General features: G+C 61.5%; 23 protein-coding genes and 1 tRNA gene. 14 read left to right on the forward strand and 10 right to left on the reverse strand.

Annotated elements, in window-relative coordinates:
* Window positions 1-51 precede the first annotated feature (51 nt).
* Window positions 52-1,470 carry an ABC transporter substrate-binding protein gene (locus TM49_RS15785; protein ID WP_082074770.1) on the reverse strand — a complete coding sequence of 473 codons (1,419 nt, stop codon included), beginning with the start codon at window positions 1,468-1,470 and terminating at the stop codon, window positions 52-54.
* Between the two features lie 136 nt (window positions 1,471-1,606).
* Here TM49_RS15785 and TM49_RS15790 point away from each other — a divergent pair, with 136 nt between their 5' ends.
* Both TM49_RS15790 and TM49_RS15795 read left to right on the forward strand, forming a co-directional pair.
* Window positions 1,607-2,653 carry a LacI family DNA-binding transcriptional regulator gene (locus TM49_RS15790; RefSeq protein WP_052699883.1) on the forward strand — a complete coding sequence of 349 codons (1,047 nt, stop codon included), beginning with the start codon at window positions 1,607-1,609 and terminating at the stop codon, window positions 2,651-2,653.
* A gap of 18 nt (window positions 2,654-2,671) precedes the next feature.
* Window positions 2,672-4,114, forward strand: a complete 1,443-nt coding sequence (locus TM49_RS15795) for a sulfatase family protein (RefSeq protein WP_045682674.1) — start codon at window positions 2,672-2,674, stop codon at window positions 4,112-4,114.
* A 161-nt stretch (window positions 4,115-4,275) separates the two neighbouring features.
* Here TM49_RS15795 and TM49_RS15800 read toward each other — a convergent pair whose 3' ends face one another.
* From TM49_RS15800 to TM49_RS15835, 8 genes are all read right to left on the reverse strand, one after another.
* Window positions 4,276-4,884 (reverse strand): thiamine pyrophosphate-dependent enzyme, encoded by a 609-nt coding sequence (locus tag TM49_RS15800; RefSeq protein ID WP_045682676.1) that lies wholly within the window; start codon window positions 4,882-4,884, stop codon window positions 4,276-4,278.
* Window positions 4,881-5,381, reverse strand: a complete 501-nt coding sequence (locus TM49_RS15805; RefSeq protein ID WP_045682678.1) for a thiamine pyrophosphate-binding protein — start codon at window positions 5,379-5,381, stop codon at window positions 4,881-4,883. Before TM49_RS15805 ends, TM49_RS15800 begins: the two co-directional genes overlap by 4 nt.
* Window positions 5,382-5,462: 81 nt before the next feature.
* Window positions 5,463-5,939, reverse strand: a complete 477-nt coding sequence (locus TM49_RS15810; protein WP_158498649.1) for a nucleoside deaminase — start codon at window positions 5,937-5,939, stop codon at window positions 5,463-5,465.
* Window positions 5,940-5,997: 58 nt separating this feature from the next.
* Window positions 5,998-7,026, reverse strand: a complete 1,029-nt coding sequence (locus tag TM49_RS15815; RefSeq protein ID WP_052699884.1) for an ABC transporter substrate-binding protein — start codon at window positions 7,024-7,026, stop codon at window positions 5,998-6,000.
* Between the two features lie 38 nt (window positions 7,027-7,064).
* Window positions 7,065-7,838 carry an ABC transporter permease gene (locus tag TM49_RS15820; protein WP_045682682.1) on the reverse strand — a complete coding sequence of 258 codons (774 nt, stop codon included), beginning with the start codon at window positions 7,836-7,838 and terminating at the stop codon, window positions 7,065-7,067.
* A complete protein-coding gene (locus tag TM49_RS15825) occupies window positions 7,835-8,656 on the reverse strand; it encodes an ABC transporter ATP-binding protein (RefSeq protein WP_045682684.1) in 822 nt (273 codons plus the stop codon). The genes TM49_RS15820 and TM49_RS15825 overlap by 4 nt, the downstream gene beginning before the upstream one ends.
* Before the next feature lie 132 nt (window positions 8,657-8,788).
* Window positions 8,789-9,718 (reverse strand): LysR family transcriptional regulator, encoded by a 930-nt coding sequence (locus TM49_RS15830; protein ID WP_045682686.1) that lies wholly within the window; start codon window positions 9,716-9,718, stop codon window positions 8,789-8,791.
* A 192-nt stretch (window positions 9,719-9,910) separates the two neighbouring features.
* Entirely contained in the window at window positions 9,911-10,825 is a 915-nt protein-coding gene (locus tag TM49_RS15835; RefSeq protein ID WP_045682688.1) for a LysR substrate-binding domain-containing protein, read from the reverse strand.
* Window positions 10,826-10,986: 161 nt separating this feature from the next.
* Between TM49_RS15835 and TM49_RS15840 the strand changes: the two genes are divergently transcribed.
* The 9 genes from TM49_RS15840 to TM49_RS15880 all read left to right on the forward strand — a co-directional run bounded on the left by TM49_RS15840 (window position 10,987) and on the right by TM49_RS15880 (window position 19,953).
* The gene (locus TM49_RS15840) at window positions 10,987-12,594 is read left to right on the forward strand and encodes an ABC transporter substrate-binding protein (protein ID WP_045682689.1); all 1,608 of its coding nucleotides are present in this window, start codon (window positions 10,987-10,989) and stop codon (window positions 12,592-12,594) included.
* On the forward strand, window positions 12,591-13,694 hold the full coding sequence (locus tag TM49_RS15845; protein WP_045682691.1) for an NAD(P)/FAD-dependent oxidoreductase: 1,104 nt from the start codon (window positions 12,591-12,593) through the stop codon (window positions 13,692-13,694). The genes TM49_RS15840 and TM49_RS15845 overlap by 4 nt, the downstream gene beginning before the upstream one ends.
* Window positions 13,695-13,725: 31 nt before the next feature.
* A complete protein-coding gene (locus TM49_RS15850; RefSeq protein ID WP_045682693.1) occupies window positions 13,726-14,076 on the forward strand; it encodes a RidA family protein in 351 nt (116 codons plus the stop codon).
* 64 nt (window positions 14,077-14,140) lie between these two features.
* The gene (locus TM49_RS15855) at window positions 14,141-15,148 is read left to right on the forward strand and encodes an ABC transporter permease subunit (protein WP_045682695.1); all 1,008 of its coding nucleotides are present in this window, start codon (window positions 14,141-14,143) and stop codon (window positions 15,146-15,148) included.
* Window positions 15,141-16,055, forward strand: coding sequence for an ABC transporter permease subunit (locus tag TM49_RS15860; protein WP_045682697.1), 915 nt, complete (start codon window positions 15,141-15,143; stop codon window positions 16,053-16,055). The genes TM49_RS15855 and TM49_RS15860 overlap by 8 nt, the downstream gene beginning before the upstream one ends.
* 2 nt (window positions 16,056-16,057) lie before the next feature.
* Window positions 16,058-16,876, forward strand: a complete 819-nt coding sequence (locus tag TM49_RS15865) for an ATP-binding cassette domain-containing protein (protein WP_052699885.1) — start codon at window positions 16,058-16,060, stop codon at window positions 16,874-16,876.
* Window positions 16,876-17,760: an ATP-binding cassette domain-containing protein gene (locus tag TM49_RS15870; protein WP_045682699.1), complete on the forward strand. Its 885-nt coding sequence runs from the start codon at window positions 16,876-16,878 to the stop codon at window positions 17,758-17,760. Before TM49_RS15865 ends, TM49_RS15870 begins: the two co-directional genes overlap by 1 nt.
* Window positions 17,753-18,871 carry an alpha-hydroxy acid oxidase gene (locus tag TM49_RS15875; RefSeq protein WP_244464737.1) on the forward strand — a complete coding sequence of 373 codons (1,119 nt, stop codon included), beginning with the start codon at window positions 17,753-17,755 and terminating at the stop codon, window positions 18,869-18,871. Before TM49_RS15870 ends, TM49_RS15875 begins: the two co-directional genes overlap by 8 nt.
* Window positions 18,868-19,953 carry an NAD(P)/FAD-dependent oxidoreductase gene (locus tag TM49_RS15880; protein ID WP_045682702.1) on the forward strand — a complete coding sequence of 362 codons (1,086 nt, stop codon included), beginning with the start codon at window positions 18,868-18,870 and terminating at the stop codon, window positions 19,951-19,953. Before TM49_RS15875 ends, TM49_RS15880 begins: the two co-directional genes overlap by 4 nt.
* Window positions 19,954-20,303: 350 nt before the next feature.
* On the opposite strand, the gene TM49_RS15885 is transcribed toward TM49_RS15880, so the two are convergent.
* Window positions 20,304-20,393 (reverse strand) — tRNA-Ser (locus tag TM49_RS15885).
* A gap of 283 nt (window positions 20,394-20,676) precedes the next feature.
* Between TM49_RS15885 and TM49_RS23995 the strand changes: the two genes are divergently transcribed.
* From TM49_RS23995 to TM49_RS15900, 3 genes are read left to right on the forward strand one after another with little or no spacing between them, the layout of a single operon-like run.
* Window positions 20,677-21,609, forward strand: coding sequence for a septal ring lytic transglycosylase RlpA family protein (locus TM49_RS23995; RefSeq protein ID WP_045682704.1), 933 nt, complete (start codon window positions 20,677-20,679; stop codon window positions 21,607-21,609).
* Window positions 21,610-21,667: 58 nt separating this feature from the next.
* The gene (tmk, locus tag TM49_RS15895) at window positions 21,668-22,351 is read left to right on the forward strand and encodes a dTMP kinase (RefSeq protein ID WP_045682706.1); all 684 of its coding nucleotides are present in this window, start codon (window positions 21,668-21,670) and stop codon (window positions 22,349-22,351) included.
* Window positions 22,344-23,372 (forward strand): DNA polymerase III subunit delta', encoded by a 1,029-nt coding sequence (locus TM49_RS15900; protein WP_045682708.1) that lies wholly within the window; start codon window positions 22,344-22,346, stop codon window positions 23,370-23,372. Before tmk ends, TM49_RS15900 begins: the two co-directional genes overlap by 8 nt.
* The last annotated feature ends 36 nt before the right edge of the window (window positions 23,373-23,408 follow it).

Genomic DNA, 23,408 nt, shown 5'->3' on the forward strand with positions numbered 1-23,408 from the left:
GGCCGCCGTCAAAGGCGGCCCGGGTTGAATGTGAAGGGATGAAACCGGCCGTCAGCCAGTGTAGTTTTCGCCGCGGACCCAGTTCGGGAATACCCAGTCATCCGCAGAAACGTCGAAGCCGTCAGCCTTGGCTGCGCTGATGGCACGTTCGCGCTCGGCGGTCATGGCATCGTTATATTGCTGGAGATACGGCTTGACGTCCGAAAACGCGCCGGCAAATGCGCCCTGGATAATCTCGCCCAGGCCGGGCTCGATGGTGCGCATGCGGGAGAATACCTGTGCGGTGCTGGGATTGGCGACGAGTGGGTCGGGCAGGCGCACCATTGTGGTCGAGAAGTTGTTCACCACGGTCTTGTAGGTCGGGTGGACATTGGCGCGCTCGACCGCGGAAAGATCGAGTGGCGGCTGATCCATGCCCTCGGCGATCGCGACATAGTAATCGTCGGTGGTCAGGTTCTGCAGCAATTCGACCACGAGCTCCGGATGTTCGGACTGGCCGGACATGTAGAAACTGCCTGGTTGCACGCCACGGCCGATAATGGGCGGCACGCCGCCCGGTGTCGGCACATTCGAGACGCCAGAGGAATCGAGCACCTCGGGCGCGCTGCTGGCAAGGACGCCGCTGTTCCATGGGCCATCGAAGAAGAACAGCGCTTCGCCGGCCGCCCAGCGCGAACGGCCCTGACGGGCGTCGAGCGAGGATGAGGCAGGGTGCAGCGAGCCGTCCTTCTGGAACGACATGAGAAAGGCGATGGTTTCAACGAATGGCTCCGATGCGTAGGCATACTCGCCCGTCTTCGGGTCAAAGATGCCCGGCGCGCCGGCGGCCATCGCCATGTCGATAACCATGTCGGCCATTCGGGTCGTGAATTGCAGCGGCAGCAGAAGGCCGTATTTCCCGCCGGTCGTTGCCTTGGCGGCAATCGCGCGCATGTCCTCCCAGCTGGCGACACCGGCCTCGACGTCGCCGCCGGCGGCCGACATGGCCTCTGCGTGATACCAGAGATTGTCGTTGTGCCAGAGGTTTGAGAAGATCGGCAGGCTGCATTGCTTGCCGTCGAAAACGGTTTGCCCCTCGACCAAGGTGTCCTTCTGGAACGGCTTGTCGAAAACCAGCCCGTCCATGGGCGCAAACCAACCGGCTTCATAGAGCGCAGCCAGCTGGGCCGGGTCTCCACCCATGTCATAGACGTCCGGCAGTTCACCGCTGCGGAAGGCGAGCTGAAGCGATTGCATCGCGCTCGCCGGATTGGTGTGGGTGTAGACCACCCGCGCCTTGCCTTCGGCTGCGAAGGCATCCCAGATTTCCTGGTGGACGTCGGTCAGCGTGCCGAACACATCCCACCAGTCGAGCACCGGAAGGTCATCGGCGAAGGCACGCAACGGCAGGGCTGTCGCCGCCGCCGCGGCTGTCCCGGCGATAAGCAATTGTCTGCGGCTGATGCCGCCTGGGTGAATGGAAAATGTCATCTGAGCTCCTCCTCGGCGGCGAGTATAGGTTATTTATAACTTCGGTCAACGATGAATTATAAATAACCAGATCGCGTTGACCGTGAGCTCTGCAACGGCTATGCCGTAGGGCAAAGCGACGAAACCGGAAGAGACGATGCTGGACGAGCAGAAGAAGAACGGGCCGCGCAAGAAGCGACAGAGGCGGCCGACCATGGGGGATGTCGCGCAGCTTGCCGGTGTCAGCCAGGCGACCGTGTCGCTCGTCCTCAACGACGTCGGCGGTTCGCGTGTTCAGGCCAGCACGGTGGAAGCCGTGCGCAAGGCCGCCCGCGATGTCGGCTATTCGCTGACCCGACGCTCGCGTGTCGGCCGCGGCACCACCCAGACGATCGGCTATGTGATCGAGGACACGTTCACCAACCCGATGGTCAACATCGCCATCGAGGCCGCGCGTCAGGCCGCATGGGAAGCAGATGCCGTGCTGTTCGTTCTGCCGACACTCGGCGACTCGCAACTTCGCTCGGCTGCCCTCGACGTCCTGCTCGAGCAGCGGCTGGTTGGCGTTATCCTGTCGTCCTTCTTCACCAACCGCATTCGTCCGCCTTCGGCATTGCGCAATATCGCCTCTGTGCTCGTCAATTGTTATGACGAAAGGGGCCAGCTCCCGGCGCTGCTTCCCGCCCATGCAGATGGCGCGCGGCGCGGTGTCGCCCATCTTGTCTCCCGCGGACACCGTCGCATAGCCATGATCAACGGCGATCGCGCGCTGGATGCCTTTCGCGACCGCGTGGCGGGCTATAAGGGCGCGTTGAAAAGCGCCGGCCTGAGTTTTGACAATGGTCTCTTCATTCAGGATTGCTCCGATGTCACCGGCGGCCGAGAGGCGACCGCGCGACTGATGGATTTGCCGGACCCGCCGAGCGCGATTTTCTGCGCCACCGACACGATCGCGATCGGAGCCTATGAGGAGCTTCAGCGTCGGGGCATCGTCGTCGGGCGCGATGTCGCGATCCTTGGCTTCGACAATGACCCCAAGGCGCGCTGGCTCGATCCCGGCCTCTCGACCGTCGAGGTGCCGCACGCCGAAATGGGGCGACGGGCCGTGCAGCATCTGCTGGCCGTCCGCGATCATGAGGAGGAGATCTGCGTTTCGGGAAATCTGCGGGTTGCGACACCGCTGATCCTCAGGGGATCGACATGAAACGGGAGGAAAACAGTCATGGGCAATCGCCCGAACCTTATCTACGTCTTTGCCGATCAGCTCCGTTATGATGCCCTCGGCTGCACTGGTTTCGATCGCGCCGCCACCCCCAATATCGATCGGTTTCGGCAACAGGCCGTTTCGCTTTCCAACGCCGTTTCCAACACGCCCGTCTGCACCGCCTACCGTGCCTCGCTGATGACCGGCAAGCATCAGACCTCGACAGGGATGGTGATCAACGAGCTCCGCATCCATCCGGGTCAGCGCTGCCTTGGCCACGTGCTGACGGATGCGGGTTATGAGACGGCCTATATTGGCAAGTGGCATCTCTTCGCCAACGCTTTCGGCAATCATACCGATCCGCGGAACTCCTTCGTCCCCTGCGGACCGCATCGGCTGGGCTTTGACGGTGAGTGGGCAGCCTATAATTTCCACCACGAGAACTATTCCCCGGCCGCCTACTATCATACGGAATCGCCCGAGAAGATTTTCTACGGAGACGGCGTCTACGAGCCGACTGCGCAGACCGACCTCGCGATCGATTTTCTGCGGCGCAAGGCAGACGCCCCTTTTGCAATAGTGCTTTCCTGGGGGCCGCCGCATCTTCCGTGGCGACCGGACAACGTGCCGGAGCAATTCTATCGGCTCTTCCGTGATGCGGAATTTGCCCACCCGCCCAATTACCGTGATCGCGACGATGGTCACGCCGACGACTGGCAACGTTTTCGCTCGAGCGAAGAACGTGCCGCGCTCACGGCCTGGCAGCGCGGCTATCACGCGCAGGTCGCTTCGCTGGATGTCGAGTTCGGCCGTCTCATGGCTGCACTGCAGGCCAGCGGCGCGGCAGACAACACCATCGTGGTGTTCACCTCCGACCATGGCGAGATGTTCGGGGCGCAGGGCCGGCACGCGAAGCTCACCTTCTACGAGGAGGCTGCACGGGTTCCCTTCTTCCTGCGCTGGCCCGCCGGCCTCGACGCGGGAACCGATGTCGATGTGCCATTCGGCGCGGTCGATATCCTGCCAACGCTTTGCGGGCTGATGGGGCTTGATGCGCCCGAAAGCGCGGATGGTCTTGATCTGGCCGCAGCGCTTCGTGGCCAAGCCGGCGCCGAACCGGAGGCAAGCCTGTTGATGTGCTGCGGCGCGACAGCCGCCTGGGGCGACGGATACGAATGGCGCGCCGCGCGCAGCCGGCGCTACACTTATGCCATCTACCGGTCAGACGGCAGCGAGCACTTTTACGATCGGGGTACCGATCCGTTCCAGACTGTCAACCTCGCCGACGATCCCGCGCATTCCGACGAAAAGCAACGGCTTCGCGCATGGATGCTCGCCGAGATGCTTCGGATCGGCGATGACTTCCGGCCCAACAGTTGGTATGAAGCCAACTGGACCGACGGGAACCGCAACGTGATCCGCTCCGCGATCGCCGAATTTGGCATGCCGGTACCACCATGATGTGTTACGGTGAGTGCTTGCGGCGGAACAGCGATTTTACGAGCACCGTCGAAATCGCAACTCCGGCCATGTTTGCTGCGCCAATGCGCTCCGATTGTCCGGATGGCTTCGCCCAGGCGCCCGCTTTCTATGATCTGTGCCGCAGCTTGCCGCAGAGGTTATCAATTGTGCTCGCTCGGCCCCATGATGACGATGTTTTCCGTTTTTTCGACATGGCGCACGAAGATGTATTTGTCCTCGCGTCCGTCGGAATGCTTGCGACGGATATCCGGGGCGACGTCGCCGGAGACCTTGGCGATGATCACGAACGGTTCCTTTGCCACCAGACCTTCCCGGCAGAGACGCCCGAAACTCTCCAGATCGCGCGCCGTATGTGCCTGACTGATACCTGCCCCGCGGGCGATGGCGGCAAGGTCGACGGTCCCTGAAGCCGTGTGCGTCGGCGGGCCGCCGATCGACTGGTAGCATTCATTGTCCCAGACGATCACAAGCAGGTTCTCGGGTTTCTCGTTGCCGAGCGTCGCCAGAATGCCGAGGTTGAACATCATGCCGCCGTCGGTGTCGAGCGAGACGATACGACGATGCGGCAACCCGACGGCAAGCCCGAAGGCCTCGGGTGTGACGCAGCCGAGCTGCTGCTGGAACAGGCTGCCCTCGCGCATATGTGGCGCTGCATTGTACCATTCATCGACCGAGGCGCCGAGCGAAAGGATGACAAGCTCGTCGCTGAGCTTTTCGGCGAGCGTTTTCATGCAGTCAAAACGTTTCATCGGACAATGCTTCCCGATAGGGCCACAGCGGTGTGGTAGTAGCTGGAATAGGCGAGTTCGTAAGCGTCGGTGATGGCGCGCTCGATGTCGTCTTCGTGGCGCTGGACGCTGTAGGGGATCCTGAGCGCCTGGAGCACCGGCTCCATGGTGATGCCATGTGGTACGGCCCACCAGTTGTTCTCGCCGATATCGCCACGATAACTCATGATCATGACAACCGGGATGCCGGCGCCGAGCCCCATGCGGGCAAGCGGCTCGACGGAGGCCCTGAGGCCGGAATTCTCCATGATCAGCGCCGCGCGCTTGCCTGAAAGGAACAGGCCGCCGCAGATCGCAGCACCTTCTCCCTCGTTGGTAACTCTTATGGTCCGGATGTCGGGGTCATTGTCCAGCGCCGGATAGAGCTCCTTGAACAGCGAGTCCGGAAGATAGCAGACAACGCTCACCCCGGCGGCCTTCAGACCCCGGATGACGGCATCGACAGCCGTGGATTTCATGTGATCAACCTCTCTGATGAAGCAGATGGCTGCAGACCAAAGCCAGAGAAAAGGGGCTTCGCAGCGGAACGAGAATGTGGGTCAGCGGGTCAGCTCGACGGCAGCCGTGCGATAGAGATCGACACATTCCTCATGCATCACGCCGGTCACCACCGCCAGGTCCCAGCCAACCATCTTCGCGAAACTCTCTGCGCTGTAGTCGCCGAAATTGAAAGCCAGCGTCGCAAGCTGCTTGATGTCCTCGTTGCGGGCGCCGAGCACCAGCGTCTTGATACCGGAATTCAGGATGGCGCCAAGGCACATCGGGCAAGGCTCGCAAGTCGCGTAGAACACAGCTTCGGGAATATGTCGGCGGCCAAGCTTCTGCGTTGCCATGCCGACGGCGAGTGTTTCCGAGTGGGCCGTGCAATCGCAGCGGCTGACCTTGAGCGACGGCGTGCTGACCACCACCTCGCCGTCGATGACGACAGCGGCGCCAAACGGCTGTTCGCCCATCGCCCGGCCTTTCTCGGCTTCTTCGATGGCGATGCACATGAATTTGTCGTGTTCGCTTTCCATAGTCTTGCTCCGGAGGGCACCGGCTCTGGCCGGTCCCTCTTCTTGTTTTCTTCGGTAATCAGTTGGTGGTCGGAAGCATGCGTTCCGCCTTTTCCGGCAGGAAGCTTGCGTCGAAGATGGCGCTGGCTTCCGGAACCGTATCGAAGGTCTCCAGGCTCGCATTCATCTCGATCGAGTTTTCCAGACGCTCCATGTCGAGATCGCCAAGCCCGATTTCAGCCGTTTCGGTGGTCTCGAGCTGGTTGTCGATCGTGTACTGCAGACGCTCGGTTTCCAGCTTGGTATCGGTCAGCGGTTCGACCTTCACCAGCGCGTCGATGCCTTCCTGCGGATCGGCTACGACATCCATGATAGCCCTGTTGATCGCGGCGACGAGACCTTTCACCGCCTCGGGATGATCCTCGATCAGCTCACGAGAAACGATCACGCCGTTCGAATAGAGGTCGAGGCCGTGGTCGGAATAGTAGAACCAGTTGAAGTCCTCGTTCGGATCGAGGCCCATGGCGATGAAGTTCATGTAGCTGGTCTGGCCGAACTGGGCGATGGCATCGGCCTGGCCGCGCACAAGCATCTGCTCGATCAGGTTCTGCGAGGCGTTCAGAAGCTCGACCTTGCTGGCATCGAAGCCGTTGGCTTCCGCAAGCGCGGGAAACAGCTGGAATGTCGCAGATCCGGTTGGGGCGGCAACGGTCTTGCCCTCAAGATCCGTCAGCGACTGCACGTCGCCATCCTTTTCGGAGATGATGGCGAATGGGGCGCCGTTATAGACGAGGTAAACCATGACCGGTGCCTCGTCCGGCGCCTTGGCAGCGGCGCGGATCACGGCGTTGATATCGCCGAAGCCGGCATCATAGGCGCCAGACATCACCCGCGTGACGGCAGCTGACGAGCCTTCGCCCTGATCGATGGTGACGTCGAGCCCTTCATCGGCGAAATAGCCCTTCTCCTTGGCGAGATAGAACCAGGAATGCGGTCCCTGAGCCTTCCAGTCGAGGGTGAACTTGATCGGCAGGTTTTCGGCAAAGGCCGAGCCGGCCGTAAAGCTTAAGGATGCTGCGAGCAGCAGAGATTTGATCAGCGTTTTCATTGCAGGTTCCCTTTCTGTTGTGAGGTTTTTAGGCGCGTTTATCTGGTCTTCTTGTTGCGTTGCGCCCAGCCGGTCATGCGGTTTTCGAGCATGACAAAGAGGAAGTAGAAAATGACCCCCGTGATCGAGATCAGCATCAGGGCCGCGAATGCGAGCGGCATGTCGAAATTCGTGGTCGCGATCAGCATGGCATTGCCGATGCCACGGTTGGAGGCGATCGTCTCCGAGGTGATCGAGCCAATGAAGGCGATCGAGATCGCCACTTTCATTGCGGCGAAAAGGTAAGGCATGGTGCGTGGCAGGCCGACGTTCCAGAAGATGTCGAGTTTCGAGGCGTTCAGCGACTGCAGGATGTCCTCGAGTTCCGGCTCCGTGGTGGCAAGCCCGGTCGCGACATTGACGACGATGGGAAAGAACGAAATCACGCAGGCGGTCAGAATGGCCGGGCCCGTGCCGGCTCCGAGCCAGACCACGAAAATCGGGATCAACGCCACTTTCGGGATTGAAGAGATACCGACAAGGATCGGGTAGAGCGCATCATAGGCAAGCCGCGACATTCCGATCAGAGCACCGAAGAAGATGCCGATGGCAAGGCTGAGCGCGAAGCCGATCGTGGTGGTGACGATCGTCTGCCAAAGGTTGGGCCAGAGCGCCGGGAAACGCTCGACCATGGTGACGAAGATCGCGCTCGGTTTCGGCAGAATGAAGCTCGATATGTCGAAGACGCGGCAGGATGCTTCCCAGACCACAAACAGCGCGACGACGATGAGAAGCGGCGCGGCCACTCGCCGCCAGTACACGTTGTCCGTCATCGGTCTGCCCCCTTTTCAGGATCGGAAATGAGATGCCGAAGCTGGCGGCAGAATTCGATCGCCTCTGCAGAATAGCTCTGCTCGTTGGTGCGCGGCCGTGAAAGCGGCACCTCCATATCGGAGATGATCCGTCCGGGCCTGGGGCTCATGACGATTGTCCGGCTCGCGAGGAAGGCGGCCTCTCTCAGATCATGGGTCACGAGCAGGACTGTCGGGTGCCGGGTCTGCCAGATGTTCTGCATGATTTCCCAGAGCTCTTCGCGGGTGAACTGGTCGAGTGCGCCGAAGGGCTCATCGAGCAACAGCAGTTCCGGCTCATGGATCAGCGCACGACAGAGATTGGCGCGCTGCAGCATGCCGCCCGAAAGCTGCCACGGATAATGCTGCGAAAACTGCTCAAGCCCGACCAGCTTCAAGAGATCGTTGACCTTGTCGCGAAAGGCACCGTTGCGTTCCTTGCGATAGGAATGGCGGAACGGTGGCACGACCTTGAGCGGCAGCATGATATTGCGTTCGATGGTCAGCCAGGGAAGCATGGTCGGGTTCTGGAAGGCCAGCCCCACAGAAACCGCATTGGCCGCGCGTTCGCGCCCACCAATGAACAGGTGGCCGCAGGTCGGCGTCTGCAGCCCGGCCACAAGCCGCAAGATGGACGACTTGCCGCAGCCTGACGGGCCGATGAGCGCAACGAAGTCACCTTTCCCGACCTTGAGCGAGATATCCTCGAGGGCCGTGACCGGATGGCTGTCGGCGCTGAAGGTAAGGCCGAGGTTCTCCAGTTCTAGAACGCTCTGTCGGGATGGAGATTGCTGCTGCATGAAGATGTTGCTGTACCCTGAAACCGCGTTTCATCCATCGGACGAACGACCTTGAAGAAGACGCTAGCATGTGGGTTATGTTCGGAATAGAAGGCAAATTTCGAACCGAGTGTTGTGCTCAACGCAACAAAATCACGCTTTTCCCTCGTCCAGACCGTCGAACCGTGCTGAAAGCTGCTGGGCGAGTGCGGAGGGGCCATGCGGCAACTGCTGTTCCGAACGGCAGATCATCACCAGTTCGCGCGGTTTCAGTCCCGGCTCGGCGAGAGGTATGAAGCAAAGGCGGCCGGTGGCGATCTCGGTCTCGGCGCCAAGTCTCGTCTGTAAAGTGACGCCGTGCCCCATCTCTGTCAGACGCAGCAGCGTGTCGATCGAGTTCGAGACGGCCCTTATTCTCAGCTCGAAGCCCAATTTCGACAAGGCCTGATTGAGCACCTGTCCGAGCGTCAGGCTGGCGTTGGCCATCAGAAGGTTCTCGCCCTGCAGATCGCGCAGCCTGAGTGACTTTCGACCGGCAAGCGGATGTTCCGGCGGCAACAGGATGCCGAGGTTGAGAAACGCGCCGGCAATCTTGCGCGCCTTGACCGGAACCGGGGTATCGAAGGCGATGGCGAGATCGTAATGGCCATCGGCGACGCCGTCGAAGGCGTCCTGAGAGCCGGAGACGAAGCTTTCGACCCTGATACCCGGCTGATACTCCCAGAACCGATCGAGTTCCTGCAGCATGAGATTGCGCATGACGCTTTCGATAACCGCGATCTTGACCTCGCCACGCTTCAGCCCCTGGAGATCCTCGATAAAGGAAATGCCCGACGAGAGCTGACGTTGGCTGAGGCGCGCGTGATGCAGCAGCATCTCGCCGGCACTGCTGAGCCGCATCCGCCGTCCCACCCGCTCAAACAGCAAGGCACCCAGCTCCGCCTCCAGATCAGAAATGCTGCGACTGATCGAAGATGGGGCGACATTCAGCTCCAGCGCGGCCCGGCGGATCGACCCTTTCTCGGCGACGGCCTGAAAATAGATCAGCCGGTTGGAAAAAAGTCCAAGACGTCTCAGTTCCATCGCAATCCGCCACCGCAGTTAGGCACCATATCGCTTAACCTTACCTTATGCGTCTGTACATCTTGCAAGGAAGAAACGCGTTATTTGAAGTATATGAACAGGACGCCAGCCGGAGCATGGCCGAAGCAGCGTTCGCATTTGCTCAACGCGCGGAAACGCGGTCGCATCGTCATTCGCTTTGTCGCCCAAAGCCTAATCAACGCTGGGCTCGGAGCCATCGACGTCGTAGCGCTGGAGCTCCGTCCGCAGCACCTCCACAATCCGTTCTGTTGCAAGTGAAGGTGGACGCAACGCCGGCAGCATGATCCAGACGCTCATCGTTGTAAGTGGGACGATGGGCCGTCGGACAAGCTTGTCTTCGGAATACCCCAACCCCACGAAAGGCGGCACGATCGACACGCCGGCGCCGCCGGCGACGAAATCGCAGACGGTTTCGGACATCGGCACTTCGACGATCGCCCGTTTCTGGACGCCGCGCAGCTGGAAGGCCCTGTCGATCGTCATGATCGAGCAATCGTCACGCATCAGACCGATAAAAGGCTCGTTCTTGAGGTCTTCCACCCGGATAAGGCGCTGCGAAGCGAGGCGGTGGTTTGCAGGCAGAACACAGATCATCGCGAAACGCATCACCAGTTCGGAGCGGACATTGGCATGTTCGAACGGCTGGACGGAAAGGCCGATATCGATCTGCTGGCCTTCCACCAGCTCGGCGACCCGCGGACTTGGCTGGCTTGAAATCGCGATATGCATCTTGTTCTGCCCGGCCATCATCGGACCCAGGGCCAGTGCCAGAAAGCGTGCGGAAAGGGCAGGCGGTGCGGCAATTGTCACTTCACCCCATTCCCGGTCGCGCACCGCATGGGCAAGCTTCTGGATCCGGTCCGTTCCCGAGAAAAGCCTTGAGACTTCCGACGCCAGCAGTTGTGCATCGGATGTCGGCAGCATGCGTCCGCCACTGCGGGTGAAAAGCTGGAAGCCGCAACTTTCGCCAAAGGCCTTCAGCAGTTTACTGACGGCCGGCTGGGAAATGCCCAGCCTCTCACCGGCCAGAGTGACCGAGCCGGTCTCCATCACCGCGTGAAAAGCCTCAAGCTGGCGAATGTTCATATCAGTGGCCCTGTTTCGCGTTGCAACATGAGTTTTGGTTATGTTGATCGGATAAATACTGATTTGACAATCATACTAGGTTTGCTCTCTCTTACAATCATCAAAAAAACGGCCGGGAAAACGGCTTTGCGGTTTTCCAAACCAAGCAAGAAGGGAACGAAATGAATAAGCTGAAATATCTTTGCGGAGCAGCAATGCTGATGCTGGCTCCGGCTGCTCATGCCGCCGTTCTGACCGTGTGCATCGAAGGTGCTCCCGAAACTTTCAATCCGGAACTGACCAGCAACGGCACGACCGCCTATGTGCTTGGCCAGATCTACGACGGCCTGGTGTCGGTTGAGCGCGGCGGATCGGAAATCGAGCCGGCGCTGGCAGAGAGCTGGGACATTTCCGACGACGGCAAGACCTACACGTTTCATCTGCGTCATGACGTCGCCTGGCAGTCAAACGACAGTTTCACGCCGACACGGCCGATGGATGCCGACGATGTGATCTTCACCTTTGACCGGATGATGAACAAAGACGCCCCGTATCACGATGTCTCCGGCGGCACCTATGTGACGTTCAACGCCAAGCTCGCTGACAATATCGACTCTATCGAGAAGATTGACGACTACACTGTTGCCTTCAAGCTGAAACAGCCGCTGGCCGCCTTCCTTGGCACCATGGCCCATGGTTCGATCGTCATCACTTCGGCCGAATATGCCGATGCAATGATGGACGCGGGTACGCCTGAGCAGTTTGACCTCGATCCGATCGGAACGGGTCCCTTCGGGCTGCAGGCCTACCAGACGGATGCGGTGGTGCGTCTTACGCCGTTTGCCGATACCTGGGGCGCCAAGATCGGCGACGACGCGCGTACGCCGATGGTCGACGCCGTCGTCATGGCGATCTCGGGTGATGCTACGGTGCGTCTACAGCGGGCTGAGGCGAATGAGTGCCTGATCAGCCTTTATCCGAACCTTGCTGATCGCGCCGAGATCGAGGAGGCGGATAATCTCGATGCCGTGCAGACGCCGGTCGCCTCTACAGGAATGCTGCATTTCAATTTCCGGGATGAGCGTCTGAAGAAGCAGGAGGTCCGTCAGGCGCTTGCCGAGGCGATCGACATGGATAATCTCGTCGACGTCGTCTACAGCGGCATGGGTCACGTCACCGGCGCAGTCGTACCGCCGGCGCTGTGGGGTTCCGCCACGGACATCAAGCCGTGGTCTCATGATCCCGAGGACGCGAAGAAGCTTTTGGCCGATGCCGGTTACCCGGATGGTTTTGAGATTGATCTCTGGGCCGTTCCGGTGTCGCGTCCCTACATGCCGAATGGTCGCCGTGCCGCCGAAATGATCCAGGCAGACTGGGCCGAGATTGGCGTCAAGGCGAACATCATGACCTATGAATGGGCCGAGTACATCCAGCGCGCCCGCAATGGCGAAGCTCAAGTCGGCATGTTCGGTGGCATCTACGATTTTCCCGATCCGAGCCAGATCCCCAACAACTACCTGACCTGCAATGCCGACGGAACGCCGGCCCCCTCCAATATCGGCGCATGGTGTGATTCTGACTTCAATGAAGTGATGCAGGAAGCGGGCTCGATCTCCGATCAGGATGAGCGCATCAAGCTTTATCATCAGGCGCAGCAGATCGCGCACGATGAAGTGCCGGTCGTTGTTCTCGGCGGCGCCGACACGATCACTGCCGTCAACAGGAAGGTGCATGGCTACGTGCCGGCTATCTTCGGCTCGTCCCGTCTTTCGGGAGTGACGGTCGAATGAAAGTAACAGTCATTGGCGCCGGGATCCTCGGCGCCAGCACCGCCTATCATCTGGCGCTTGCCGGCCATGATGTGACGATCGTTGATCAGGAACATCAGGGCAAGGCGACGCTTGCGGGGGCAGGCATTGTTTGCCCCTGGGCGACCAAGGTCGATGAACCTGAATGGTACAGGATGTATGCCGCAGGCGCCCGCTACTACGAAGAGCTTGTCTCCGGTCTTGCGGGCAGGGGCGAAACCAATGTCGGCTACCGCAAGGTCGGTGCTCTGGTGACGGCGGAAGATCCGGTCGAATACGATGCTGCCGGTGAGCGTCTCGCGCTGCGCACGGCGGATGCCCCGGAATCCGGTGGTTTCGAGGAGATCACGCCGGCACAGGCGCAGACGCACTTCCCGCCGATCAACAAGGCCTATAAGGCCTTCTACGTTCCGGGTGGTGCGCGGGTGAATGCCCGCCAGTTGGCCCCAGCCATGGTGCGGGCGGCCGTCAAGCTTGGCGCAACCTTCGTAAGCGATCTGGCAACGCTGCAGCTCGACGGCAGCAAGGCACTGGTGCTCGACGGGCGCGGGCAGTCGATACCGTCAGATCAGGTCATCGTCACGGCCGGTGCCTGGGCTTCGCAGATCCTCGCGCCGCTCGGTCTTCTCCATCCGGTGAAGCCGCAGCGCGGGCAGATCCTTCACTTCGGCATGAAGGGGGCGGATACGTCCCGCTGGTCAGTTCTGCTGCCCATGGCAAGCCATTATCTGCTCGCCTTTGACGACAGCCGCGTCGTGGTCGGTGCAACGCGCGAAGATGGCAAGGGCTTCGATTATCGCACGACCTGCGAGGGTCAGCACGAGGTTCTGACCGCAGCGCTGCGCTATGCTCCGGGCCTCGCCGATGCAACGCTCATTGAAACGCGGATCGGCTTCCGCCCGGCGCCGCCGGGACTCCGGCCGATCCTCGGCCCGGTACCCGGCATTGAAGGGCTTGTTATCGGCAATGGTCTGGGCGCCGCCGGCCTGACGATCGGTCCTTACGCGGGCCGCCAACTGGCCCGTATTGCGACAGGGGAGGCGGCGGAAGTGCCGATTGAGCCCTACAAACCCGCCGCCTGACAGCGGCTGCGGCAACTACCAAGGAAAAACAATGATCAAACGCCTGAATTCCCGTCCCCACCTGCATGGCGGGGTCGTCCACAATGGTGTGCTCTACGCATCCGGCCATGCGGCCACCGATCTGAGCCTCGACATGAAGGGCCAGACTGCCGAGATCTGCGCCAAGCTCGACGCGCTGCTTGCCCAGGCCGGCAGCGACAAGTCCCGGCTTCTGCATGCCCGCGTGTATCTCACCGACATGTCCGGCAAGGCCGCGATGACGGAAGCCTGGACCGAATGGCTGGATGCTGCCGATCTGCCGTCGCGTGCTGCCATCGGCGTCGCGGATCTCGGCGACCCACGGCGCCTCGTTGAGATCGTGATTACGGCTGCGGCCGACTGATCGCATCGATCGCGGTTTCCGGGTGGCGGTTCTCCGTCATCCGGCTCTTTGAAAGGAGTGTCGCTTGCTTCGCTATCTCGTCGGAAAGCTTCTGGTACTGATCCCGACCTTCTTCGGTATCACTATCGTCGCGTTTGGCTTCGTTCGGGTGCTGCCCGGCGATCCGATCATGCTGATGGCAGGCGAGCGCGGCATGACGCCGGAACGCCACGCCGAACTGATGCACGAGTTCGGCTTCGACCGCCCGCTTTGGCAGCAATATCTCTCCTATCTGAACGACCTCTTTCACGGCAATCTTGGAACATCGCTGGTCACCCACCGTCCCGTGGTTGGCGATTTTCTGACCTTCTTCCCCGCCACGGTGGAGCTTGGCCTGTGTGCCATGTTTCTCGCCATCGTCATCGGCCTGCCGCTCGGCGTTTTCGCCGCGGTGAAACGTGGGAGTTGGTTCGAGCAGATTTCGATGACCTCAGCGCTGATCGGCTATTCGATGCCGATCTTCTGGTGGGGCCTTCTGATGATCATCTTCTTTTCCGGCACGCTCGGCTGGACGCCGGTTTCGGGCCGGATCGGGCTTGAATACTATTTCCCGCAGCCGACCGGCTTCATGCTGATCGATAGCCTTCTCTCCGGTCAGACGGGAGCTTTCCGTTCGGCCGTCTCGCATCTGATCCTGCCGACGATCGTGCTCGCAACGATCCCGATGGCGGTGATCGCCCGCCAGTCGCGCTCGGCAATGCTCGAGGTCCTGAGCGAAGACTATGTGCGAACTGCCCGCGCGAAAGGGCTCGGTCCCGCGCTGATCGTGGGGCGCCATGCCTTGCGCAATGCTCTGATTCCGGTGGTGACCGTCATCGGCCTTCAGGTCGGCTCGCTGATGGCGGGGGCCATCCTGACCGAAACCATCTTTTCGTGGCCCGGCATCGGCAAGTGGATCGTCGATTCCATTTCCAAGCGCGATTACCCGGTGGTTCAGGGCGGGCTGCTGGTCATCGCTGTCGTCGTCATGGTCGTGAACCTGATCGTCGATCTTCTCTATGCCGTCATCAACCCGAGGATCCGTCATGGCTGAGCCGCTCGCACCGACCACACCTGAAAGGGCTGAGGCAGGAACCACCCGCGCGGCATTCCGTGCCTTCTGGCAAGACTTCCGGCGCAACCGCGGAGCCCTGATCGGCCTCGTCGTGATCTTTGTCCTCGTTGTCCTGGCGGTTCTGGCGCCGGTGCTTGCACCTTACGATCCGACACATCAGTTCCGCGAGAGCCGGCTTCTGCCGCCGTTCTGGGAGCATGGCGGAGAACTGGCCTTCCCGCTTGGCACGGATGCTGTCGGCCGCGACATGCTCTCCCGGCTGATCTTCGGGGCCCGCTATTCGCTGCTCATCGGCGCGATGGTGGTCACCATTGCGCTGATCGGGGGGATCATCATCGGGCTTGTCTCCGGCTATTTCGGTGGCTGGATCGACAACACCATCATGCGGGTGATGGACATCATCCTCGCTTTTCCCTCGCTGCTGCTGGCGCTCGTTCTGGTGGCGGTCCTTGGTCCCGGTCTCGTCAATGCGATGATCGCCATTGCGCTGGTCCTGCAGCCGCATTTCGCCCGGCTTGCCCGCGCCAGCGTGATGAACGAGAAGGCGCGGGAGTATGTGGTGGCCGACCGGATCGCCGGGGCTTCCGCCCTGAGACTGATGTTCGCAACCATCCTGCCCAATTGTCTGGCACCGCTGATCGTGCAGGCGACGCTGTCGTTTTCGACGGCGATCCTTGATGCCGCAGCCCTCGGCTTCCTCGGTCTCGGCGCGCAGCCGCCGACACCGGAATGGGGCACGATGCTGGCCGAGGCGCGCGAGTTCATTCTGCGCGCATGGTGGGTGGTCACCTTTCCCGGCATTGCCATTCTCGTCACCGTCGTGGCGATCAACCTTTGCGGCGATGGGCTGCGCGACGCCCTCGATCCACGTCTTAAGAGGAGTTGAGCATGGGACACCTCCTTGAAATCCGTAATCTCACTGTCAGTTTCGAGACCGAAGACGGGCCGCTGCTGGCGGTCAGAGGAATCGATCTTCACGTCGATGCGGGGGAGGTTCTGGCCGTTGTCGGCGAGAGTGGCTCGGGAAAATCCGTCTCCATGCTGGCCGTCATGGGGCTTCTACCCGATACCGCAACCGTCAAGGCCGATGCGATCCTGTTTGACGGCATGGATATCGCTGGTCTGTCGCCGCGTGAGCGCCGAAAGATTATCGGTCGTGATATCGCGATGATCTTTCAGGAGCCGGTCGCTTCGCTGAACCCGGCCTATACTGTCGGCCTCCAGATCGGCGAGGTACTGAAAAAACATCGCGAGCTTGATCGTGCCGCGTGCCGGGAAAAGACGCTTGAGCTACTGCGCGCCGTCGGCATGCCGGAGCCCGAACAGAAGATCAGGGCCTTTCCGCATCAGATGTCCGGCGGCCAGTGCCAGCGCGTGATGATCGCCATGGCAATCGCCTGCCAGCCGAAACTGCTGATCGCCGATGAGCCGACAACGGCGCTGGACGTCACCATCCAGAAGCAGATCCTCGACCTTCTTATAGACCTGCAGGAGCAAAGCGGCATGGGCCTGATCATCATCACCCACGATATGGGCGTGGTGGCCGAAACCGCCGACCGGGTGATCGTGCAATATCAGGGCCAGAAACGGGAAGAGACAGATGTGCTTTCGCTCTTCGTCTCGCCGCAGGATGCCTACACCAGGGCGCTGCTTTCAGCCTTGCCGGAGCGTAGCACTGGCGGGCCTTTGACGGGAGTGGATTTCTGATGGCCGGCGAAAAACCACCTGTTATCCTCGAAGGCATTGGCCTGGTACGGGAATACCCCGGCCGGGCAGGGCTGTTGCGCAGGGCGCAGCCCAACAGGGCGCTCAAGGGCGTTGATTTGCAGCTCAGAAGGGGCAGTACGCTTTCTGTCGTTGGCGAAACCGGCTGCGGCAAGTCGACTCTTGGGCGCATCCTGACGCTGATCGATCCGATGACCGATGGCGAACTGATCGTCGACGGCGAGCAGGTGGATATCCGGCGTCATCACCTTTCACGCGAACTCCGCCGAAAAGTCCGGATCGTCTTCCAGAGCCCTTATGGATCGCTGAACCCGCGCAAGAAGATCGGCGATGCGCTCGGCCAGGAGCTGCTGCTGAACACCTCGCTTGATGCGACCGAACGGCGCGTCCGGGTTGGCGATATGCTTGAGCGTGTCGGCCTTCAGCGCGATCATGCCGGGCGCTATCCGCATATGTTTTCCGGCGGCCAGCGCCAGCGTATCGCCATTGCCCGGGCGCTGATGGTCAATCCGAAAATTCTGATACTCGATGAACCGGTGAGTGCGCTTGACCTTTCCGTGCAGGCGAAGGTGCTGAACCTGCTTGCCGACCTTCAGCGCGAATTTGGCCTTTCCTATGTCTTCATCAGCCACGATCTCAGCGTCGTTCGCCGGATTTCCGATGAGGTGATGGTGATGAATAGCGGAGAGGTGGTCGAGCGCGGCACGTGCGAGGACATCTTCGCAAACCCCAGCCATCCCTACACACGGCAATTGCTGGCCTCCACACCTTCCACCGATCCCGACGCCATCGCTGCACGTCTTGCCCGTCATGCCGAGCGAAGGGCGAGGGCGGCTTCCCAAACGACAGGAGATGAACGTGACTGACAAGGACACGAACAGGGACGAAGAGGTCCGCCGCGACGACCGCTATGCAACGCGGGAAAAATACGCGTCCTTGCGCGGTATTCACGCGGCCGCGCGCGGCAATCTCTCGGACATGGTCTGGAACTACATGCATTGCGGCACGGGCGATGAGGTGACGGCGCGGGCGAATGTCTCGGCCTTCGACACCTATCTCTTCGATGCACCGCTCTTTGCCGGCATTTCCAATCCGGACACGAGCACGAACGTGCTGGGATACGATCTTGCCTTTCCGGCTTTCACTGCGCCCTTCGGTGGTGGCGAGACGCTGTTTCATGCCGATGGCATGCTGGCGGTCGGTCGCGCCGCCCATGCCGCCGGTATTCGCCAGATGGTTCCGGTCGCGGCCGGGCATTCGCTGGAAGAAGTTCGCGCGGCATCGCCCGCGGCGGTGATCTTCCAGATGACGTTTTGTGGCGAGGAGAGCCATGTCATCGACATGATGCACCGCGCCAAGGATGCCGGTTATGACCGTATCTGCGTGACCTATTCTCCGATCCGCCAGTGGCGTGAGCGGATGATGGAAGACCGGTTTTCGATGCCCGGGGCGGGCAAGCCTTCGAACTTCGGTCCGGGCAAGTCGGATCAGGCGATGATGCGCGAACTTCTGGATTTCACCAGGCCGCGCTGGGACTGGGCCAAGGCCGCGCGTGTTATCGCCGAGGCGCCGCTGCCCTGTATCGTCAAGGGTGTTTCCAGCAAAGCTGATGCACGGGCGGCGCTTTCGGCTGGTGCCGAAGGGCTCTACGTCTCGAATTACGGTGGACGCACGATCGATCGGGAGCCGGCGTCGATCGATACACTGGCAGAGGTCCGGGCGGAGGCCGGTCCGGATGTGCCGATCGTCTTCGACAGCGGCATTCGGCGGGGCAGCGACATCGCCACTGCAATTGCGCTTGGCGCAAATGCTGTCGCGCTCGGGCGCAGCTGCGCGCTCGGCCTTGCAGCGGACGGCGATGCCGGCGTGAAGCGCGTTCTGGATCTGCTGCAGGACGAGTTCTGGACCACGCTCGGCCATCTCGGCTGCTCGTCGGTCAGCGATCTTTCACCCGAAATCTTTCGGTCACGCCCATGAAGATAGCTGTTATTGGCGCTGGCGCGATCGGTGCCAACATCGCCTACCGCCTCAGGACGCAGGGTGCGGATGTCGTTCTGATCGACAAGGCCAGTCCAGGCGCAGGCACAAGCGGTGCTTCGTTTTCGTGGCTTTCCTCGTTTCCGCAACTGAGCTGGCCGGAAACGCCCGGCCGCCGGCAGCTTCGCCTTTCCGTCAATGGCCGCTTTGACCGGCTGGCAGAAGAACTGGGCGGGGACTGGCTGGACTGGTCCGGGACGCTGACCGTCGAGAGTGCCGTGCCAGATTTCGAGAGGGCGGTTGCGCTCAGCCGAGAGGCCGGTGCGCAGATCGAGGTGCTTTCACCCGAAGAACTGCGGAAGATCGAGCCCCAATTGCGTCTGCCAGAAAATGAGCGTGTCGCCTTCGAACTGCGCTCGGGCTGGGTCGATGCGCCGGCGATGATCGAGCAACTGGTCCGCGTTTTTGCACTGAGTGGCGGCGCATTGCTCGTCGGAAGCGGCGTTTCCGCGATCGAGCAGGGCGTCTCGGGCGTTACCGGCCTCATTTTGGAAGATGGTTCGCGGATCGTGGCAGATGTTGTCGTCAACGCTGCCGGCAGCCAAGCGACGCATGTCGCCGCCATGGCCGGGCTTGCCATGCCGCTTGAGCTGGTGCCCGGCGTCATGCTCTATGCCGGGGCAGGGCGCGCGTCATTGCCGCAGCACGTCATCAACGGCGCTAACTGGCTGGTGCGCCCCGACCGTGACCATGGCACGGCCATCCACTGGCGCGGCGAGGGCCTGACGGCGAGCCACGGGAGGAACGGCATTTCAGGATCGGACATGCTGGCCGATGTTGCCAGCGCCATTCCGGCGCTCGATGGGCTGGAGCCTTCGGCGATGCGGGTCGGAATTCGCGCGATACCGCCCGGCGGGCCGGTGATCGGCTTCCTGCCATGGCTCAACAGCTTCTATTTCGCCGTTTCTCATGGAGGTATCGGCTGGGGACCGGTCTGGGCCGATCTCGCCGTGCAGGAAATTCTGGAGGGCAAGGCGGTGGCTGAGCTGGAAGGGCTGCGGCCCGGCCGCTTCTACTTTTGATCGCGAACCCTGATCTTCGTTCGCGGAGCATGAGTTTGTTGGCCGGGCTTAGTCAGAGCCAGTCGATCGCACCGACAGGTCAAAGGCGACCGTGCGATGGTAGCTATCTGGACAGAAAGTCTGAGTCGTTGTGTGTTCGATGAACTCACATGTGGCCCGAGGTGCGCACGGGAGAAACCGCAAGAGCAGAGTAAGCGCCAAACACAAGTTCCCGGGCAGTTCTGGGTCGGTTTGGCCGATAGTCCCTCAGTCTCACGGAAGTGAGGTCTCTATTTCCGGTTCGCGAGCAGCGGGTCGGGAGTTCAAATCCGCTGCCTCAGCGATAAATTAAAACTGTGCGGGAAGCATCGTGGCGGAGGAGGTGGGATTCGAACCCACGGTACGCTTTCACGCACGCCGGTTTTCAAGACCGGTGCCTTAAACCGCTCGGCCACTCCTCCGGAGACGGCGCGTGTTGGGGCGCCGGGCGAAACGGGCTTTACCACCGGCTTCTGGCAATGGTCAATGGCGCTTGGGCGCGGTTGTGGTAAATTCCGGATGCACGCGGCAGCGGTCGGAAATCAGCCCTTGGCAATTGCGGGTTGCGCACCCGCTTCGATTTTGATATCCGCCACAAAGACGCCATTAAGGCTCTGCATAGGTCACGGTGACAGAAATTCAAGTCCCTCAGCAGCCGGGAAGGAACTTCCACCGGCCACGAAAGTAGATGGAAGAACTGTTGGCATGAAGGAATTCCGGTTTTCCGCCTCGGTCGCGATGCTGACCGTTACTGCATTGTTAACCGCGTGCGCGACGACTGGCGATGCTTCCGACAAGACGGAAGAAGACGCCAAGGAGATTGCCGCCGTCAAGCCTGTTTCTGACCCGCTTGCCTATCAGAAGATCGGCAAGCCCTACGAGGTCAAGGGCAAGTGGTATACGCCGAAGGCGGTGGACAGCTATAGCAAGACCGGACAGGCCTCCTGGTACGGACCGCGCTTCAATGGCGGCAGCACGGCAAGCGGCGAAACCTACGACATGAACCACCTCTCGGCCGCGCACAAGACGCTGCCGCTGCCGAGCTATGTCAGGGTCACCAATCTCGACAACGACAGCTCCGTCATTGTCCGCGTCAACGATCGCGGTCCCTTCGTTTCGGGACGGATCATCGATCTCTCGAAGAAGGCTGCGGAAATGCTGGACATGACCGGCGCCGGTGTTGCCAATGTCCGCGTCGACTATGTCGGTCCGGCGCCCCAGAAGGCCAATGACATGGATTACCTTCTCGCATCCTACGAGAAGGACACGCCAGCCGTGCCGGATGGCGTCGATCCTGGCCGCTTCGGCGAGGGCGCCATCCAGGTGGCCAGTGCCGCGCCGGCCGAAAAGCCGGTCCAGGCAACAGAGACTGCAGCTCCTGTGGAAGTCGCCGCTACCGAGGTCAAGGTGCCGATCCCGGTCAAGGCGCCGGGTGGCATGACCACGGCGACGGAAACCATCGAGGTCGCGAGCGCCGAAATCAAGACGGAATTGCCGGTTGCCAGCGACGTGCCGCTTGCGATGGTCGAAAGCCGGAACGCGGTTGAGAACAGCGCGGCCATCAAGGCGGCGAACGCCATCATCGCCAGCAATGACAGCCTGTTTCCGACAAACGCCCCGATTCCGCTGAAGCGTTAAGCCTGCTGAGGGCTTTTTCAGCGCTTTGAATTGCTCTACACCCGAAGCGTCCGGCGAAATGCGCCGGCCATGCGGGAAAGGCTTCGGGTTGCACAGCGGCATTTTCATCAGTTTCGAAGGCGGCGAGGGGGCAGGCAAGTCCACCCAGATCCGCCGCCTCGCGCACCGTCTTGAGGCAGACGGCCACGCTGTCGTCGTCACCCGCGAACCGGGGGGCTCCCCGGGCGCGGAAGCGGTGCGCCATTTGCTTCTGTCAGGGGCGGCCGAACCCTTCGGTGTCGGCATGGAAGTGCTGCTCTTCGCCGCCGCCCGCAATGATCACGTCGAGGAGATCATCCGTCCGGCGCTCGCCGCTGGTGCGGTCGTGCTCTGCGACCGGTTCATGGATTCCTCCCGCGTCTACCAGGGTGCCTCCGGCGGTCTTGCGCCGGAGTTCGTATCAACGGTCGAGCGGATCGCCGTCGATTCCGTGGTTCCAGATCTCACCGTGATGTTCGATCTCGATGCGCTGACCGGATTGCAGCGTGTCGCCGCGCGGTCTTCGGAGGGGCCGGACCGGTTCGAGAGGGACGATATCGCCATTCACGAGGCGCGCCGCGCCGCCTATCTCGACATTGCCCGGCGCGAGCCGGAGCGTTGCCGTGTCGTCGACGCAAGCGGCGATGCGGATACGGTGGAGCGACTGGTCTGGGATGCTGTGGCGCCGGCGATCGGTCGCCTCGGGAGCGTTGCTCATGGCTGACGAACAACTGCTCGAAGGCGCGGTTCCACCCGCTGCCAACCGCCATCTTTTCGGGCATGAGCAGGCCGAGCACTATCTCGCCGAGGCCTACCGCAGCGGCAAGGGCCATCATGCCATCCTGCTTGAAGGCGCTGAGGGGATCGGCAAGGCGACACTCGCCTTCCGCTTTGCCAACCATGTGCTGCACTTTCCGCATCCCCCCGATGCACCGGAAAAGCTCATCGTGCCCGACCATACCTCGACCATCACCCGGCAGGTGATTGCCGGGGCCTCGCACGATCTCATGCACCTGAAGCGGCCTGTGGACGCCAAGAGCGGCCGGTTGCGCACAGCGATCACGGTGGAGGAGGTGCGCCGCGCCGGCCACTTCCTGACACAGACCTCGGGTACCGGCAACTGGCGCATCGTCGTTGTCGATGCGGCCGACGACCTCAATCGCAATGCCGCAAATGCAATCCTGAAGATCCTCGAGGAGCCGCCAAAGAACGCGATGTTCCTGCTGATCTCGCATGCTCCCGGCCGACTGCTGCCGACCATCCGGTCGCGCTGCCTGCCGCTGGCGCTGCGGCCCCTCGGCCCCCACGACCTCTCCGCGGCACTTTCGGCGCTCGGCATCGACACCGGTGGCGAGGATGCCGGAAAGCTTGCCGATCTTGCCGGCGGCAGCGTCTCCGAGGCGCTGAAGCTCATCAATTACGGCGGTGGCGAGATCATTGAGGCTTATCACGAGACGCTCGCCGGCGGTGATGCCGAGGCGAGGGCGATCATGCACCGCCTGGCCGACACGCTCGCCAAGCGGGACAACGAGACCGTGCTCGCCTTTTTGCTTGGTCATATCGACGAGGACATCAAGGCGCGTGCCCGCGAGGCTGCGATGTCTGGCGCGATTGCGCGCGCCGAGCGGCTGGCGGTGCTGTCGTCGGAAATCGGCAAAGACGTGGCGACGGCCGATGCATTCAACCTCGATCAGAAGCAATTGGTGCTCGATCTGCTTTCCAGGGTGCGCGCAGCGGTAAATTGACGGCGACGGCTGGTCGCCGGTCGGTTTGACTTGATG

The sequence above is a fragment of the Martelella endophytica genome (genome assembly GCF_000960975.1).
Lineage (GTDB): Bacteria > Pseudomonadota > Alphaproteobacteria > Rhizobiales > Rhizobiaceae > Martelella > Martelella endophytica.

Coding starts and splice junctions, on each gene's coding strand:
- TM49_RS15785 (WP_082074770.1), bottom strand. CDS start 1,470: ATGACATTTTCCATTCACCCAGGCGGCATCAGCCGCAGACAATTGCTT.
- TM49_RS15790 (WP_052699883.1), top strand. CDS start 1,607: ATGCTGGACGAGCAGAAGAAGAACGGGCCGCGCAAGAAGCGACAGAGG.
- TM49_RS15795 (WP_045682674.1), top strand. CDS start 2,672: ATGGGCAATCGCCCGAACCTTATCTACGTCTTTGCCGATCAGCTCCGT.
- TM49_RS15800 (WP_045682676.1), bottom strand. CDS start 4,884: ATGAAACGTTTTGACTGCATGAAAACGCTCGCCGAAAAGCTCAGCGAC.
- TM49_RS15805 (WP_045682678.1), bottom strand. CDS start 5,381: ATGAAATCCACGGCTGTCGATGCCGTCATCCGGGGTCTGAAGGCCGCC.
- TM49_RS15810 (WP_158498649.1), bottom strand. CDS start 5,939: ATGGAAAGCGAACACGACAAATTCATGTGCATCGCCATCGAAGAAGCC.
- TM49_RS15815 (WP_052699884.1), bottom strand. CDS start 7,026: ATGAAAACGCTGATCAAATCTCTGCTGCTCGCAGCATCCTTAAGCTTT.
- TM49_RS15820 (WP_045682682.1), bottom strand. CDS start 7,838: ATGACGGACAACGTGTACTGGCGGCGAGTGGCCGCGCCGCTTCTCATC.
- TM49_RS15825 (WP_045682684.1), bottom strand. CDS start 8,656: ATGCAGCAGCAATCTCCATCCCGACAGAGCGTTCTAGAACTGGAGAAC.
- TM49_RS15830 (WP_045682686.1), bottom strand. CDS start 9,718: ATGGAACTGAGACGTCTTGGACTTTTTTCCAACCGGCTGATCTATTTT.
- TM49_RS15835 (WP_045682688.1), bottom strand. CDS start 10,825: ATGAACATTCGCCAGCTTGAGGCTTTTCACGCGGTGATGGAGACCGGC.
- TM49_RS15840 (WP_045682689.1), top strand. CDS start 10,987: ATGAATAAGCTGAAATATCTTTGCGGAGCAGCAATGCTGATGCTGGCT.
- TM49_RS15845 (WP_045682691.1), top strand. CDS start 12,591: ATGAAAGTAACAGTCATTGGCGCCGGGATCCTCGGCGCCAGCACCGCC.
- TM49_RS15850 (WP_045682693.1), top strand. CDS start 13,726: ATGATCAAACGCCTGAATTCCCGTCCCCACCTGCATGGCGGGGTCGTC.
- TM49_RS15860 (WP_045682697.1), top strand. CDS start 15,141: ATGGCTGAGCCGCTCGCACCGACCACACCTGAAAGGGCTGAGGCAGGA.
- TM49_RS15865 (WP_052699885.1), top strand. CDS start 16,058: ATGGGACACCTCCTTGAAATCCGTAATCTCACTGTCAGTTTCGAGACC.
- TM49_RS15870 (WP_045682699.1), top strand. CDS start 16,876: ATGGCCGGCGAAAAACCACCTGTTATCCTCGAAGGCATTGGCCTGGTA.
- TM49_RS15880 (WP_045682702.1), top strand. CDS start 18,868: ATGAAGATAGCTGTTATTGGCGCTGGCGCGATCGGTGCCAACATCGCC.
- TM49_RS23995 (WP_045682704.1), top strand. CDS start 20,677: ATGAAGGAATTCCGGTTTTCCGCCTCGGTCGCGATGCTGACCGTTACT.
- tmk (WP_045682706.1), top strand. CDS start 21,668: ATGCGCCGGCCATGCGGGAAAGGCTTCGGGTTGCACAGCGGCATTTTC.
- TM49_RS15900 (WP_045682708.1), top strand. CDS start 22,344: ATGGCTGACGAACAACTGCTCGAAGGCGCGGTTCCACCCGCTGCCAAC.